A 15,900-nucleotide genomic window follows, 5' to 3' on the forward strand; every position below is an offset into this window, starting at 1 on the left:
TCTGGCCAGATTCTCCTGCTCAACGGACTGACGATAATCACCCATGCCAAACTTTTCAAGATTAAATTCCTGAATCGGCTTCGCATCCCAGATTCTCAATGCATTTACCACATTATTGCCATATCCAACAACAGGAATATCATATGGCACCGCACGAATAGCATTATAACCGTCATGAATAAAATTATTTCTGTTTTTCTGAGCATCCCATTCGATACGTACATATCCTCCGAATTTAACTATCTGAGTATATTCTCCACGTTTTATTTCAAAAGGATTGCCGTTTTCAAGCCAGTTATCCGGCTCCTCCTCCTGATAACCATTACGGATCACCTGTTTAAACATACCATATTTATAACGAATACCGCAGCCATAAACCGGATAATTTAATGTAGATAAGGATTCGATAAAGCAGGCTGCCAGACGACCAAGACCGCCATTTCCGAGAGCTGCATCCGGTTCTTCATCCTCAATGACATTCAGGTCAAATCCAAGTTCCTCAAGAACCTCTGCTACTTCGTTGTAGCAGCAAAGGTTGATGAGATTATTTCCTAAGGCTCTTCCCATTAAAAATTCCATGGACAGATAATAAACATATTTTGGATCCTGCTTTTTGTATGCATCCTGTGTAGCGATCCAACGGTCAACGATAAAATCTTTTGCAGCCAGTGCAACTGCCTGAAAAACTTCCTGCTTTGTCGCTTTATCAAGGGTCTTACGAAACATTACTTTAAGATTACTCAAAATTTCTTTTTTTAAAGTTTCTTTATCGAAGCTTCGACCTTCCTGTGTCTGAATAGCACTTACCATTCTTTCTTCCATCTTAAATTCCCTCCTTTGTTTAAAAAACAGATAACATCAGGCTTTTTTTACACCCATCGTCACTGCTTCGCCATTAATATTCCATTCTTTGATATAACCATCTGTACTTCCGAAGACAATATCTTCAGCAAGTACATCTTTCTTTACATCTTCTGAATTCTTCTCTGCGATGGCTTTAAGTTTATCATTGCCTTCCATGAAAACAATAATGTGATCTGTCACTTCAAAGTCTGCCTCTTTACGCATTGTCTGAACCTTTGAAATAATTTCACGGACAAATCCTTCTTCGATCAGCTCTTCTGTGAGATTTGTATCCAGAACAACTGTCACATTTCTGTCGTTGACAGATACATAGCCTTCTGTCTGAGCAGCATCAATAAGAAGGTCTTCCTCTGCCAGAACAACATTTTCTCCATTGACTTCAAAGGAAATATGTCCTTCAGATTTTAATTCTGCCATTGCTTTATTGCCATCAACGTTTCCAAGATACTGTTTAATGCCACCAAGCAGCTTACCGTATTTTGGTCCCACAGTACGAAGCTGTGGTTTAAATGTATAAGATGTAAATGCACTGACATCCTGAGTGAATTCCATACGCTTAACGTTCAGCTCTTCTTCAACGATCTCCTGATAGAATTCCGGAAGCTCTACTTCTGATTTTACATACATCTTGCCGATTGGCTGACGGTTTTTAATATTCGCTGTATTACGTCCCGCACGACCGGCAACAACAATCTGAAGTACCAGTTCCATGTTCGCTTCCAGTTCAGCATCAATAAATGCCTCATTTGCCACAGGAAAATCACAAAGATGAATACTTTCCGGTGCGGAGTCATCAATGCTGCGAACAAGATTCTGATAAATATCTTCTGTCATAAACGGAATCATCGGCGCAGCCACTTTACATACTGTCACAAGGGCAGTGTATAAGGTCATATAAGCATTGATCTTATCCTGAAGCATACCTTTTGCCCAGAAACGTTCACGGCTGCGGCGTACATACCAGTTACTCATATCGTCGACAAACTCCTGAAGTGCACGGCCTGCTTCCGGAATGCGATAGTTTCCGAGATCTTCATCTACTTCTTTGATAAGAGAATTTAATTTTGACAGAAGCCATTTATCCATAACGGATAATTTATCATACTCTAAAGTATATTTTGTTGCGTCAAATTCATCAATATTTGCGTAAAGAACAAAAAATGCATAGGTATTCCATAATGTACCCATAAATTTACGCTGACCTTCCATAACCGCTTTGCCATGGAAACGGTTTGGCAGCCATGGTGCGGAGTTTACATAGAAATACCAGCGGATCGCATCTGCACCGTAAGTTTCAAGTGCTTTAAACGGATCAACCGCATTACCTTTGGATTTACTCATCTTCTGTCCGTTTTCATCCTGAACATGACCAAGCACGATAACATTCTTATATGGTGCCTGATTAAAAAGCAGTGTAGAAATTGCCAGCAGTGAATAGAACCATCCACGTGTCTGGTCAACAGCCTCGGAAATAAAGTCAGCAGGGAACTGGGCTTTGAATTTATCCTCATTTTCAAACGGATAATGATGCTGTGCAAATGGCATGGAACCGGAATCAAACCAGCAGTCAATAACTTCCGGAACACGTTTCATCTGTTTGCCGCAGTGTGGACATGTGATCGTGATCTCATCAATATACGGGCGGTGTAATTCCACTGTCTTTGCCGCCTCATTGCCGCTCATCTCAAAAAGTTCCTGACGGCTTCCGATCGAATGCATATGTCCGCATTCACATTCCCATACATTTAATGGTGTTCCCCAGTAACGGTTACGGCTGATACCCCAGTCCTGAACGTTTTCAAGCCAGTCACCAAAACGGCCTTTACCAATGCTTTCCGGAATCCAGTTGATCGTATTATTGTTGCGGATCAGGTCATCTTTAACCTTTGTCATCTCGATAAACCAGGATTCTCTTGCATAATAGATAAGCGGTGTATCGCATCTCCAGCAATGTGGATAGTCGTGTTCAAATTTTGGCGCTTCAAACAGAAGTGTTCTTGCTTCAAGATCTTTTAACACTTCCGGATCCGCACTGATCGCTCCGGCCGCCATCTCTTTCTCTGTTGGTTTTGCACGCATGCCGGCAAATGGTGTTTCATCTGTCATGCAGCCTTTTTCATCAACAAATTTAACAACAGGAAGATTATATTTACGTCCGACACGACCGTCGTCTTCACCAAATGCAGGTGCGATATGAACGATACCTGTACCATCTGACATCGTAACATAACTGTCACATACAACGTAGTGTGCTTTTTTGCGCTGTTTTGCAGCCTCTGCTGCTGTACATTCATATAATGCAACATATTCTTTGCCTTCAAGATCTGTTCCTTTAAATGTATCAAGAACTTCATAGGCCGGTGTGTCCTCTGCCGCAAGTTTGCCAAGAACTTTTTCAAGCAGTGCTTCTGCCATATAATAAGTATATCCGTCTGCTGCTTTTACTTTGCAGTAAGTATCATCCGGATTCACACAAAGTGCCACGTTAGAAGGCAGTGTCCAAGGTGTTGTTGTCCATGCCAGGAAATAAGCATCCTCTCCAACAACCTGGAAACGAACAACTGCTGAACGTTCTTTTACTGTCTTGTAACCCTGAGCTACTTCCTGAGCCGAAAGCGGTGTACCGCAGCGCGGACAATAAGGCACAACTTTGTAACCCTTATATAAAAGGCCTCTATCCCAGATCGTCTTTAATGCCCACCATTCAGATTCGATATAATCATCATGATATGTGACATATGGATTTTCCATATCTGCCCAGAATCCAACGGTTCCTGAGAAGTCTTCCCACATACCTTTATATTTCCATACACTTTCCTTACACTTATCAATAAAAGGAATGAGTCCATATTCTTCAATCTGTTCTTTGCCGTCGAGTCCAAGCATCTTCTCAACTTCCAGCTCTACCGGAAGACCATGTGTATCCCATCCGGCCTTTCTAGGCACCTGGTATCCTTTCATTGTCCGGTATCTCGGAATCATATCTTTAATAACACGTGTCAGCACATGTCCGATATGAGGTTTTCCGTTGGCTGTAGGCGGTCCGTCATAAAATGTATATTCCGGTGCCTTTTTACGAGAATCAATACTTTTCTCAAAAATATTATTGTCATTCCAGAACTTCTCAACTTTTTTTTCTCTTTCTACAAAGTTCATATTAGTAGAAACCTTTTCGTACACAACTATTCCTCCATTTCTTTCGCTGCATCTGGTAATCTAACACTTGATCCTGATAAAGAAAAAGACCCTCACCCGCAAAGGATGAAAGCCTGAAAAAACAATCATTATACCACCTGTGCAACATACTATCATATGCTCTCCCGATAACGGCGGGATGCCGGTTTTCTTACTTGCCTGAAAGCTTTGGGTCCACAACTCCAGAGTGATATTCATTCTGATCTACTGATATCCGTTTTCCACCATCCCGGACTCTCTGTGAATCTTCAAACAGAACTACTGTCTCCTTCTTCGTATTTAGCATTTTTTATCATATTATAAATTTTTTCGACTGTCAACTCTCCAATTTCATATTCTTCAGAAATTCTTAAGTTTTTCTTTTCTTTTTCTTAGTGTAAAAGCCTTCATCTTAGTGTATGATGGAATATATGATGCTATCTAAAATAAAATCAGGAGGATTTACACATGACTCGAAAGAAAACAATTATTCTTGCCATCATTGCCGCAGTCATCCTGCTCTTTGGCATATTGATGTGGATGCTTTTTAAGAAGCCTTCCAATACAGCTTCTGATCCGGAAGTTTACACAACCCGTGTTTCACTTTTATCCACATCCTCTTCAGGTATTGTCAACCGGTTTGCCGGTGTTGTCGAACCTCAAAAAACAGTAAAAATACAAAAAGCCACAGATCGTCAGGTAAAAGAACTCTTTGTCAAAGAGGGAGATACTGTCTCTAAAGGTACCCCCTTATTTTCCTATGATGTGGATGAGATGCAATTAAAGCTCAGCAGTGCCGAACTTGAATTCGAGCGTATTACCAACGAGATTGCGACTCTGAATGATCAGATCAAGCTCCTTCAAAGTGAAAAGGAGAAGGCTCCGGAGAGTGAAATATTCTCATACACGACTCAGATTCTGACAGCACAAAATGACGTTAAACGTGCAGAATATAATCAGAAGAGTAAAGCTGTTGAAATTGAACAGATCCGCAAGTCTATGGATAACACGACTGTCACCAGTGAAATTGACGGTGTTGTTAAATCCATCAATGACGGCTCATCCACAAATTACTATGACGACGGAACAGACACTGCTTACATAACCATTCTGTCCAACAATGAATACCGGATCAAAGGAACGATCAATGAACAGAATATGTCCTCCATCAGTGTGGGACAACCAATGATCATCCACTCAAGAGTCGATGAAACGCTTGCATGGACAGGCACTGTCACAGAGATTGATACAGAATCTCCGGTCAACAGTAACTCAAACATGTATATGAGCAGCAATGACAACAGCACGGTCTCCTCATCCTATAATTTTTATGTTGAGATCAATGAAACTGCTCCGCTGATGCTCGGACAACATGTATTTATGGAACCGGATGTGGGCCAGAATACGGTCAAAGAAGGACTATGGCTTCCTTCCTATTATATTTGTCTTGATGAAAAAGAACCTTATGTATGGGCAGCCGACAAAAAAGAACGTTTAGAAAAACGGACCATCTCTCTCGGAAACTACGACGAAACTACAGATGAGTATGAAATTGTTTCCGGACTGAGCCCGGAAGACTTCATTGCCTTTCCTGAAGAAACTCTGGAAGAAGGCATGAACTGCAGCATGTTTTCCGGTTCTTCAGAGGACATGAGTGATGGTGCCTCGGGGGATATGATACAATGATCATGGAATTAAAACATATTTATAAAGACTATCTTCAGGGAAAAATGACAGTTCCTATTCTTAAGGATATCTCCCTCTCCGTGGAAAAAGGGGAATATCTGGCCATCATGGGACCATCCGGATCCGGCAAGACAACTCTGATGAACGTGATCGGATGCCTGGACAAACCGACTTCCGGCTCTTATTTCTTAAATGGAAAAGATATTTTTTCCTGCTCAGAGAATGAATTATCCGATACACGGCTTTATAATATCGGTTTTGTCTTTCAGAGCTTTAACCTTCTTCCGAAGCAAAGTGCATTGGAAAATGTTTATCTGCCTCTGATCTACGCCGGCATTTCAAAAAAAGAACGTATTGAACTTGCCACAAAAGCACTGGAAAGAGTCGGTCTTGGTGATCGGATCCATTTTAAGCCGACTCAGCTTTCCGGCGGTCAGCAGCAGCGTGTAGCTATTGCCCGTGCCATTGTCAATCGTCCGACGATTCTTCTCGCCGATGAACCTACAGGTGCACTGGACAGCAGCTCCGGAAAGCAGATCATGGAACTTTTCCAGACACTGAACGATGAAGGTATGACGATCATTATGATTACACACGACGCGGATATTGCCGCCCATGCCAAACGGCTTGCAATCATACGCGACGGAATTCTGACAGAAAAAGGAGGAACATCCGATGAAAAAGCCATTACTCATTCTAACTAGCACATTAACTGCGGTGGCTGTTATCGCAGTCGGAATTGCAGGATACAATTTTTATAAAAATGCCAACACCCGTGTTCAGGTTTTTCCTGTATCCATGATTTCCACTGCCCCATGGGGAAGTGACGATTCATCCTACGGCATCATAACAACCGATCTTACCCAGGATATTTACCTCAAAGAGAATCAGATACTTGAACATATACTTGTTCACGAAGGAGATACCGTATCCGTAGGAACACCGCTCCTTCAACTGGACAATACACTTGCAAATCTTGATCTTGAAATGCAGGCACTGTCCATTGACAATATTGATCTTCAGATTGAATCGGTCAACCGGGACATCCACTATCTTGAAACAGCCGCTCCGGTAAATCAGAATGATTTAAATATTCTGGACAGTCTTAATGTGTCACTCCAGCCCCAGAAACGTATCCTGCTCTCCTCTCCGGGGACAGAACTCTCAGATCCGGATGCCATCGTCTACCGTCTGGACAATCAGACAGTCCTTTTTTTAAAGGATGGTACACGCAACATTTATACCGTAAAGTGTGCCCCGGAAACGATAATTACATCCGAGTTTTTATATCGTATCATGAATATTGACCCGGAGACAGGACGCAAACTTGGAGAACCGCTTGTACTTTTTCTCCAGATTCCTTCCATGGATAAACGTATTTATCTGGATGGCTATACTTTCCGTATTCCTGAAGAATTCTATGAGATGACACTTTATGACTTTATGCAGCTTCCGGATATCCCGGTTACTGAAAGTTCATCCGAATCTTACAGCGAATCCAATCCTTATAACGGGATTTCATCTTCCGAACGGGATAAGCAGCTTAAAGAAAAGAAAAATCAGCTGACCAATCTGACAATTGACCGCAAGGAAGCCGTATTAAAATACGAAAAAATGCGCCGTGAAGTTTCCTCCGGAACAATTTTGAGTACTGTCAACGGTCAGGTTAAAATTACCGGAGATGTTGAAAATGTCGTCAACGCTTCCGTTCCTCTGATCACTGTAACAAGCCAGGATGGTTTCTATTTAAAAGGAACCGTCAATGAACTGAAACTGGATCAGATCGAGGTTGGTCACACAGTTACTGTCACCAATATGGAAACCGGAATGATCGCAGAAGCAAAAATTACTTCTATATCCGATTATCCTGTATCCGACAACAATAATTCCTACGGTACAAATCCGAATACTTCCAATTATCCGTTTACAGCCTATCTGGAAGAAACCGCAGGATTTAAAAATAATCAGTCTGTCAGTATATCCGTTCAGACCGGTGAAACATCTTCCACATCGGCGATCTATATTCCCCTGGCTTATATCCGGGATGAGGGCGGTGAAACATTTGTATATATTGCAGATGAAAATAATCGACTGAAAAAACAAGTTGTGGATACCGGTGCTATTTTATATGGATACTATCAGGAAATCAAATCCGGGCTTACATCCGAAGATCTCATCACCTTCCCTTATGGAAAAAATGTGAAGGAAGGTGTTAAAACAGAAACTGTTGACAGCCCATCCATGTATTAAAGGAGACAAAATCATGTTAGAAAATATCAGACTTTCTATTCAGGGAATCTGGTCCCACAAGATGCGTTCCTTCCTGACCATGCTGGGAATCATTATCGGTATTGCTGCCATTATCTCTATCGTTTCAACGATCAAAGGAACCAATGAACAGATCAAACAGAACCTGATCGGTTCGGGAAATAATACCGTAGAAATAAAACTGTACCAAAATGAATGGGAATATGAGCCCGCCTACAATGGTCTGCCCCAGGGTGTTCCTGTCATTACAGAGGAAACCATCAATGAGATACTTGAAATCGACGGTGTCGATGCAGCTTCTCTGTATCTTGCCCGCAATTATGCCGAGGGTATATATTATAACGGCACCGCTTTAAACGGTGGAAGAGTTTACGGAATCGACTCCCGATACTTTTCAACTTGTGGATATCAGCTTCAAAAAGGCAGGGGATTTGTGGATAAAGACTACTCCGGTTTTCGAAAAGTAGCGATTATTGATACTTCAGCAGCAAAATCACTCTTTGGAGGTACAAATCCTCTTGGAAAAACGCTGGAATTAAACAAGGAAGTTTTTACAATTATCGGTGTGTGCGAGAAATCCAACACATTCAAACCGGTTATAAACTCTATGGAAGATTACTACAACTATACTTCTTCTACAGGAAACACCGGCATTGTATTTATTCCAAATACGGACTGGCCAATCGTTTATAATTACGATGAACCACAAAATCTCATCATCCGTGCATCCAGCACAGACGATATGAGTTCCGCCGGACGACAGTGTGCAGATATCCTAAATGCATATATCACTGCATCAGATATTCAATATAAGGCATCCGACCTTCTTGAACAGGCCAAACATCTTCAGGATCTGAGTGCATCCACCAATCAGCAGCTGATCTGGATTGCCAGCATCTCTCTCCTCGTCGGAGGCATCGGTGTTATGAATATCATGCTTGTATCTGTCACAGAACGTACACGGGAAATTGGCTTAAAAAAAGCTATCGGTGCAAAAAAAAGCCGTATTCTCGGTCAATTTCTTACAGAAGCAGCTGTACTGACAAGTCTCGGAGGCCTCATTGGTGTTGTCGCAGGTATTATCCTTGCTCAGGTCATATCCCGGATCTCCCAGACACCGTCGGCCATCAGCCTGCCTGCAATTATATTCTCTGTCATTTTCTCAATGGCGATCGGTATCCTGTTTGGTCTTCTTCCTTCAATTAAAGCAGCAAATCTGAATCCAATCGACGCCCTTCGTCACGAATAAAAAAATCCCGATGGATGATCAAATACGGATCATCCATTGGGATTTTCTTTTACTCAAGATAAATATAGGCATCCATTTTTTCTGTTACATAGCCAATGATCGCAGCCTGAGGTATAACTTTTCTCATTTCATCAAGACACTGTTCGGCTTCTTTGGCATCCAGGGCAATCATAAGACCGCCGCTCGTCTGCGGATCATAAAAAATATCCTGGAGTGCCCGACTCACATTGGATATGTTTTTGACACCGGCCTCTGCATATTCGCGGTTACGATAAGCTCCTGCCGGTATAAAGCCCATCTCTGCCAGTTCATAAGCCTCTGAATGAAATGGTACATTTTGACTCTGAATATGAATCGTGCATCCACTTCCCTGGGCCATCTCAAAACTATGCCCCATAAGTGCAAAGCCCGTCACATCTGTACAACTGTGTACATGATATTTTACCATAATATCCCGGGCCGCTTTATTAAGCGTTGCCATCTGATTGTAAATCCGATCCAACACCTCCCGGTCAACCATATCCGCTTTCGCTGATGTTGTCAGGATACCTATGCCTAAAGGTTTGGTCAGAATAAGCTTATCTCCCGGACGGGCACCACTGTTGGTCAAAACCTTTTTCGGATGAACAAAGCCGGACACTGCAAGGCCGTAAATAGGTTCTGCTCCCTGAATCGTGTGACCGCCTGTAATGATAGCTCCTGCCTCATAAGCTTTGTCATATCCCCCGCGCAAAATTTCCTGAACTGTCTCTTTGCCCATCGACTCCGAAAGACACATAATATTCAAAGCAAGTTTCGGTTCACCGCCCATGGCATAAACATCACTTAAAGCGTTAGCTGCCGCAATCTGCCCGTACAAAAAAGGGTCATCCACGATCGGAGGAAAAAAATCTGTCGTCTGAACAAGTGCTGTATTATCATCAATCACGTAGACACTGGCATCATCACTTTTATCATACCCCACGATCAGCCTCGGATCTGTATGTGTTTTAAATCCTTCCAGCATGTGCACCAGTGTACCCGCACCTACTTTTGCACCGCAGCCGGCACAACTGGCCAATTTTGTCAGCTTTACATCTGTCTCCATCTGTTCTTTCACCCCTTAACTGTTTTCTGCGCGAAACACAGAAACATATCCCTTTTCTGTAACTTCAACGACCTGCTCCACTTCTTCTGTAAGGTCCGCGACCGGACAGCCCTCGTTACTTTCAAATCGAACACATGTGCCGCAGCTGCTGCTCAAATTTCTCGGCACAGGCATAACTTTGGCTGCCATTCCCTTTCCTTCACAAAATTTTTTAAAACGTATAGCCCCAAAATGGGAATAAAATGTAGCTATATAAATCATATTACTTACGAATCGAGAGTGTATACTCTCCATTGTTCTCACTTACTGTCACCTTGTATCCCTGATGTTCGGCAAAACGGGTCACATTTTCCCGGGATACCACATTATCAACGACTATTTGATACTCCGTATCTTTGCTCATCATTGCCTTTCTCATAATGATTACCGGTTCAGGACAAGATAAGCCTCTTGCATCTAAAACTTTCATATACTGCCTCCTTTTAAGCTTCCTCTTTACTGAATGTATTTATACACGCAATGGCTGTAACCACAACAATACCAATGATGACAGCAATTTTTCCATTTGCTGTCGGTCCTTCGCCGCTGGAAGCCAAGCCAAAATTATGGGCAAATGCAGCTCCGACCATCAAACCGATCACTGTCACAGCACTGTCTGTGTTTCCCTCTCCTGAAAGAACAAGCTGACGCAGCGGACAGCCCCCCAAAAGAACACAGCCAAAACCTGCCAGCAACATTCCAAGGCCATTCCAGAGACCATCCATATGTGCCACCGGCTGACCTGCCATACCGATCTGGAAAAATGTGCCTCCGGTCACACTTCCAAGAATCAGATTCGTAATGAGTGCACTGATCAAGATGGCCACGAACCCAAATAATAATTTCCACTCACGGAACAGTACAACATCACGGATACCGCCGACCATACATAAGCGGGTGTTCTGCGCCAATGCACCGACAATAAGTCCTGCAGCCAGACTGATAATAACAGCTGCATGCTTTGCACCAGGGCCGGCACCTTCCTCAGAAAACCGTATGAATGCCGGTGCCGCAACGAGCAATGCCAGAAATACTGCCTGAACAGCCGGAAACAGGATACCTTCTGCTTTTGGCAGTTTATATGTACGTTTCAGAGAATAACCTCTGTTTAAGAAAAATACACCGCACAAAATACCTGCTGCAAATCCAACAAGTCCAAAAATCGCATTCAGATCACCGCCGGCAAGACGTAAAATCATACGAAACGGGCAGCCAAGGAACATAAGGCAGCCAATCATTACAAAAAATCCGAGCATAAAACGGGTCATCGGTGAACTGCCGCCCCGCGGTGCAAATTCCTTTCTGAAAACTGCCAGAAGAAAACTTCCCAATACAAGACCTATAATTTCAGGACGTATATACTGGACAGCCCCGGCGGAATGAAGTCCGAGAGCTCCTGACGTATCTCTTAAAAAACAGGCAATACAAAATCCCATATTAGCCGGATTTCCAAAAAATACAAGCAATGAAGCAATGACTCCGATAATAAGACCAGCGATAATGATCATTGTCTTTTCTTTTTTCATATTCATCTTTTTCCTCTCCCATACTGTATATTTTCTAATTCTGAGTATATCATGACATCCTTTTTCCATCCAATTGTATTTATTAATTATCATGATTAATTTATTTGTATTTTAAATAAATATATGTTAATATTTTTTTAAGAACATATGGATTCGAGGTTAGATGCTATGAAAAAAATTTATCTGGATAATGCCAGCACAACTTTTCCAAAACCTTCCGAAGTAGCTGATAGTGTCTATCGTTACATGACAGATATCGGAAGCAACATTAACCGGGGATGCTACGACAGTGCCTATCAGGTCGAAGAAATTGTTTATGAAACACGTCAGCTCTTATGCGAACTTTTTAACGGACCTGACTGTAAAAATACAGTATTTACAAAAAATGTCACTGAAAGCCTGAACATCATTTTAAAAGGCTTTTTAAAACCCGGAGATCATATTCTTGTGTCTTCCATGGAGCATAATGCTGTTATGCGTCCTCTCGTTCAACTCGAAAAGCAGGGCTGTTCCTTCACAAGAGTTCCCTGCAGCATTACGGGTGAGCTGCAAATTGACGCTATGGAAAAATGCCTGAAAAAAGAGACAAAGGCTGTTGTCATGACGCATGCAAGCAATGTATGCGGAACACTCATGCCCATTGCCCAGGTCGGTGAATTCTGCTGCAAACATAACTTAAAATTTTTTGTAGACTCGGCTCAGACCGGCGGAATATGGCCAATCGACATGGAAGCCATGCATATCGATGCTCTCGCCTTCACCGGTCACAAAGGGCTTCTCGGCCCTCAGGGCATTGGAGGATTTATACTGAAACCGGATATGGTTTCTCTGATCGAACCGCTTCTTTCCGGCGGTACCGGAAGCATCAGCCATCAGGAAGAAATTCCGGATTTTATGCCGGATCGATTTGAACCCGGCACGATGAATCTCCCCGGCATTATCGGTCTCCACGCCGGTCTGCTCTGGCTCAAAAAAACAGGTATAAACACAGTAGCCGAACATGAACTTATGCTTACCAAATCCTTTATTGACGGTCTGCTTCCTCTTGAAGAACGTGGCCTTATAAAAATTCTGGGAAAGAAAAATATAAAAGGACGCACCGGCGTTGTATCCATTCAGACTCTGAATAAAGATATTTCTGAGGCAGCCTTTGAACTGGATGATACCTATGGCATTATGACCCGTGTCGGACTTCATTGTGCGCCATCTGCTCATCAAACACTCGGTACCTATCCGATCGGTACGATTCGTTTTTCTTTCGGATGGTGGAACAAGCCGGAAGATGTCGAACACGCTTTAAAAGCGCTGGAGGAAGTGTGCCATGGAATTTAAACAGTTGCAATCCTTTACTGCCGTCGTCAAATATAACAGCTTTACAATTGCAGCCGAGAAACTTTTTATCTCCCAGCCCACTATAAGTGCTCACATAAGACAGCTGGAAGATGAACTGAACATACGACTGATCAGCCGAACAACCAAAAATATTGAAATCACCCCAAAGGGCAGAGAATTCTATGAATATGCTGTAAATATACTGGATTTACGTGACAGGATGATTGAACAGTGTTCTTCAAACACAAAAAAAATCATACATCTTGGTGCCTCCACGATCCCATCAGCCTATATTCTTCCGGAAATACTTCCCGAATTTGGCAGGCACTATCCGGATACGTATTTTATCATTCATCAGAATGACAGCCACGGAATTATAGAAAGTCTTCTGGATGGTGTGTTCAATGTCGGCCTGATCGGTATGCCCTGCGAAAAAGAATCTCTGACCTGCATTCCTTTTTGTCAGGATCATATGATCATTATTACGCCTGTAAATGAATATTTTTTAAAACTTCAGGAATCGGCTGAAAATCCCTTTCACGAACTCCTCAAGTCACCAATAATCCTTCGTGAAAAAGGAAGCGGCAGCAAAAAAAGTATTGATATATTTCTTGAAAAAATGGAAATTCACGAGAAAGATCTTCACGTTACGGCAAGGATCAATGATCAGGAAGCGATAAAAAATCTTGTAGCAGGAGGTCTGGGCATATCCATCATCTCCGAAAGAGCCGCCCGAAACTTTATCAAAGAAAAGCGCCTTCTTTGTTTTGAACTTCCGGAATATATAAAACACCGAAATTTATATCTTGCCTATCGCTCCGACTTTATTATGAAAAGCCATGTTCAGGATTTCATCAACTTTATACAAAAACACTATCAAACTTAAAAAGGCCCCCGGGAAAAGATGCCAAGTCGCATCTTTTCTCTGAGGGCACTTCTTATACATATCTTTTAATTAATTCATATAACTTGCAATAATCTGCCAGATCTCCGGACCGCTTTCCCATCCGATACACCAGCTTGCCACGCCAGCCAGATCATATTCCCGGATCATCTCCATACGGGTTCTGATCGAATCCTGGTCTTCAAGCCATATCTGATATAATCTTCCGTCCACATCGGATGTGTACTCCCCGTAATTCTGACCGGAAGCTTCATCATAAACAGGCACTATGCCCTTGGCATCAAGATATCCCCTGGCTTCTGTCATCCCCACATTAAAGGATTCTACATTGCCGCTGCCATCCGTCGCCCATACGCGGGTAAAGAGCGGAATCGCATTAATCACCTTCTCTTTCGGGATCATAGACAGCATATCTTCAATACCCTGACGAACAAATCCCATAGATGCTACAGATCCGGCAACATTCGATCCTGTATGATGCTCATCATACCCCATCATGATCACATAATCTGCAAAAATGCCTTCTTCTTTGTGATTGTAATGTTTCCAGTACATAGGCACATAGTTGTCCAGCGAGAAAACGATTTGTTTTCTTCTGCACAAATCGGACATCTCTCTGACAAACTGAATATAATTGTCCGCACCGGACTCACCGATCATCTCAAAATCCATATTGATGCCGTCCAGACCATAGGCATCAATATATGCTTCCAGCTGGTCGAGCACATGCTGACGTTTTGCTCTGGATGAAAGAATCTCGTTTGTCATCTCGCCATCAAAATTAATAAATTCATTTGAAAACATAGCCCATACTTCAATCCCGGCAGCATGTGCTTTATTAACATAGTCTGCACTGCCCAGAGTATTGAGATCACCTTCCGTATTTTCAAAATAAAACCAGCGCGGACTGATCGTATTAATACCCGGTGTTTCCGCAAGAATCTGTTCTAACTCCTCATTGGCCGCCGTACTATACACACCATGCCATGCCAGATTAATCTTATAATCTTTCGAAATACTCTCAAATACAGGTTCTTCAAAATCAGGCTCCGGAAGTTCTTCTTCCGTCGGCGTATCTATATTGCTGTTCTTTACCCAACCGTAGTAGCCGTCTTCACTGACAACAAGTGCCCATTCATCACCGGCACCGTCATCGATCACATAGAGTTTCTCACCCTTCGTAAGCTTTCTGAAAATCGGGCTTTTAATTCCACCCTGATAGCGAATATCTGCCTTCTTGGCTGTTACCGTGGCCACAGACGCTGTTCCCCATTTCGTACGAATAACAAGACGATTTGGATCTGTATATACTTCACAATCCATCTTCGTATTCTCTTTTATAAAATCCATAGAAATGTAAAGCATTCCATCCCTGTCAATGACAACTGGAATCTCACTTGTCAAAATTGACGTACCTACTGTGTAATCTGTAGATCCCGGTGTGTACTCAGCCATACCTTCCGGTGTCGCATATAAAATCGTATTCGTATCCTGCTCCCAATAAATTCTGGAATTAAAACGGCTGTTGGCTGTATTCACGTCCATATAGACATGACCCTGACCATCATCAATTGCCCGCAGATCTGTCAGCTCATTATTCAGCATCACTGTATATTCTCCGTCCGAAAGATTATAAACTTCATTATAATCCACAACACTTGTCTCGGTCCGGAGCTCATCAATGATATCACACCCACCCAGAATACAAAGGAAGCATACAGAAATAAGGAGTAATCCCATAAATCTTCTTATCTTGTCCATGTGTTTTACC

General features: G+C 42.4%; 13 protein-coding genes. 6 read left to right on the forward strand and 7 right to left on the reverse strand.

All coding sequences use genetic code 11. The features are described 5' to 3' along the window. On the reverse strand, positions 1 to 822 hold an 822-nt coding region (locus QZZ35_RS00690), incomplete at its 3' end, for a glycogen/starch/alpha-glucan phosphorylase (RefSeq protein ID WP_291235695.1). 36 nt (positions 823 to 858) lie between these two features. Further along, positions 859 to 4,044: an isoleucine--tRNA ligase gene (gene ileS, locus QZZ35_RS00695; RefSeq protein ID WP_291235696.1), complete on the reverse strand. Its 3,186-nt coding sequence runs from the start codon at positions 4,042 to 4,044 to the stop codon at positions 859 to 861. Positions 4,045 to 4,506: 462 nt separating this feature from the next. Here ileS and QZZ35_RS00700 point away from each other — a divergent pair, with 462 nt between their 5' ends. Genes QZZ35_RS00700 through QZZ35_RS00715 form a run of 4 tightly spaced genes read left to right on the forward strand, consistent with a single transcriptional unit; the run spans position 4,507 to position 9,241 of the window. Then, positions 4,507 to 5,724: an efflux RND transporter periplasmic adaptor subunit gene (locus QZZ35_RS00700; RefSeq protein WP_291235697.1), complete on the forward strand. Its 1,218-nt coding sequence runs from the start codon at positions 4,507 to 4,509 to the stop codon at positions 5,722 to 5,724. Then, the gene (locus QZZ35_RS00705) at positions 5,721 to 6,428 is read left to right on the forward strand and encodes an ABC transporter ATP-binding protein (protein ID WP_291235698.1); all 708 of its coding nucleotides are present in this window, start codon (positions 5,721 to 5,723) and stop codon (positions 6,426 to 6,428) included. The genes QZZ35_RS00700 and QZZ35_RS00705 overlap by 4 nt, the downstream gene beginning before the upstream one ends. Then, positions 6,400 to 7,974 carry an efflux RND transporter periplasmic adaptor subunit gene (locus QZZ35_RS00710; protein WP_291235699.1) on the forward strand — a complete coding sequence of 525 codons (1,575 nt, stop codon included), beginning with the start codon at positions 6,400 to 6,402 and terminating at the stop codon, positions 7,972 to 7,974. Before QZZ35_RS00705 ends, QZZ35_RS00710 begins: the two co-directional genes overlap by 29 nt. A gap of 13 nt (positions 7,975 to 7,987) precedes the next feature. Beyond that, positions 7,988 to 9,241 carry an ABC transporter permease gene (locus tag QZZ35_RS00715; protein ID WP_291235700.1) on the forward strand — a complete coding sequence of 418 codons (1,254 nt, stop codon included), beginning with the start codon at positions 7,988 to 7,990 and terminating at the stop codon, positions 9,239 to 9,241. 49 nt (positions 9,242 to 9,290) lie between these two features. Here the strand turns inward: QZZ35_RS00715 and selD are convergent, their stop codons facing one another. The 4 genes from selD to yedE are packed head-to-tail and all read right to left on the reverse strand — an operon-like array spanning position 9,291 to position 11,899. Continuing rightward, positions 9,291 to 10,328 (reverse strand): selenide, water dikinase SelD, encoded by a 1,038-nt coding sequence (selD, locus tag QZZ35_RS00720; protein WP_291235701.1) that lies wholly within the window; start codon positions 10,326 to 10,328, stop codon positions 9,291 to 9,293. A gap of 15 nt (positions 10,329 to 10,343) precedes the next feature. Beyond that, complete coding sequence (locus tag QZZ35_RS00725; RefSeq protein WP_330635418.1) at positions 10,344 to 10,622, reverse strand: DUF3343 domain-containing protein; 279 nt, start codon at positions 10,620 to 10,622, stop codon at positions 10,344 to 10,346. Next, positions 10,591 to 10,797: a sulfurtransferase TusA family protein gene (locus tag QZZ35_RS00730; protein ID WP_291235702.1), complete on the reverse strand. Its 207-nt coding sequence runs from the start codon at positions 10,795 to 10,797 to the stop codon at positions 10,591 to 10,593. The genes QZZ35_RS00725 and QZZ35_RS00730 overlap by 32 nt, the downstream gene beginning before the upstream one ends. A gap of 13 nt (positions 10,798 to 10,810) precedes the next feature. Next, entirely contained in the window at positions 10,811 to 11,899 is a 1,089-nt protein-coding gene (gene yedE / locus QZZ35_RS00735) for a YedE family putative selenium transporter (RefSeq protein WP_291235703.1), read from the reverse strand. Positions 11,900 to 12,061: 162 nt separating this feature from the next. Here yedE and QZZ35_RS00740 point away from each other — a divergent pair, with 162 nt between their 5' ends. Further along, positions 12,062 to 13,225, forward strand: coding sequence for an aminotransferase class V-fold PLP-dependent enzyme (locus tag QZZ35_RS00740; RefSeq protein WP_291235704.1), 1,164 nt, complete (start codon positions 12,062 to 12,064; stop codon positions 13,223 to 13,225). Further along, the gene (locus tag QZZ35_RS00745) at positions 13,215 to 14,111 is read left to right on the forward strand and encodes a selenium metabolism-associated LysR family transcriptional regulator (protein WP_291235705.1); all 897 of its coding nucleotides are present in this window, start codon (positions 13,215 to 13,217) and stop codon (positions 14,109 to 14,111) included. Before QZZ35_RS00740 ends, QZZ35_RS00745 begins: the two co-directional genes overlap by 11 nt. 69 nt (positions 14,112 to 14,180) lie before the next feature. Here the strand turns inward: QZZ35_RS00745 and QZZ35_RS00750 are convergent, their stop codons facing one another. Further along, positions 14,181 to 15,890 (reverse strand): glycosyl hydrolase family 18 protein, encoded by a 1,710-nt coding sequence (locus QZZ35_RS00750; RefSeq protein WP_291235706.1) that lies wholly within the window; start codon positions 15,888 to 15,890, stop codon positions 14,181 to 14,183. Positions 15,891 to 15,900 lie beyond the last annotated feature (10 nt).

It is taken from the genome of Frisingicoccus sp. (genome assembly GCA_016298055.1).
Classification (GTDB): domain Bacteria; phylum Bacillota; class Clostridia; order Lachnospirales; family Lachnospiraceae; genus Frisingicoccus.

What these genes read in the sequence shown, in the direction of transcription:
- QZZ35_RS00700 (WP_291235697.1), top strand. Translation starts at nt 4,507, where the DNA reads ATGACTCGAAAGAAAACAATTATTCTTGCCATCATTGCCGCAGTCATC.
- QZZ35_RS00705 (WP_291235698.1), top strand. Translation starts at nt 5,721, where the DNA reads ATGATCATGGAATTAAAACATATTTATAAAGACTATCTTCAGGGAAAA.
- QZZ35_RS00710 (WP_291235699.1), top strand. Translation starts at nt 6,400, where the DNA reads ATGAAAAAGCCATTACTCATTCTAACTAGCACATTAACTGCGGTGGCT.
- QZZ35_RS00715 (WP_291235700.1), top strand. Translation starts at nt 7,988, where the DNA reads ATGTTAGAAAATATCAGACTTTCTATTCAGGGAATCTGGTCCCACAAG.
- selD (WP_291235701.1), bottom strand. Translation starts at nt 10,328, where the DNA reads ATGGAGACAGATGTAAAGCTGACAAAATTGGCCAGTTGTGCCGGCTGC.
- QZZ35_RS00725 (WP_330635418.1), bottom strand. Translation starts at nt 10,622, where the DNA reads ATGGAGAGTATACACTCTCGATTCGTAAGTAATATGATTTATATAGCT.
- QZZ35_RS00730 (WP_291235702.1), bottom strand. Translation starts at nt 10,797, where the DNA reads ATGAAAGTTTTAGATGCAAGAGGCTTATCTTGTCCTGAACCGGTAATC.
- yedE (WP_291235703.1), bottom strand. Translation starts at nt 11,899, where the DNA reads ATGAATATGAAAAAAGAAAAGACAATGATCATTATCGCTGGTCTTATT.
- QZZ35_RS00740 (WP_291235704.1), top strand. Translation starts at nt 12,062, where the DNA reads ATGAAAAAAATTTATCTGGATAATGCCAGCACAACTTTTCCAAAACCT.
- QZZ35_RS00745 (WP_291235705.1), top strand. Translation starts at nt 13,215, where the DNA reads ATGGAATTTAAACAGTTGCAATCCTTTACTGCCGTCGTCAAATATAAC.
- QZZ35_RS00750 (WP_291235706.1), bottom strand. Translation starts at nt 15,890, where the DNA reads ATGGACAAGATAAGAAGATTTATGGGATTACTCCTTATTTCTGTATGC.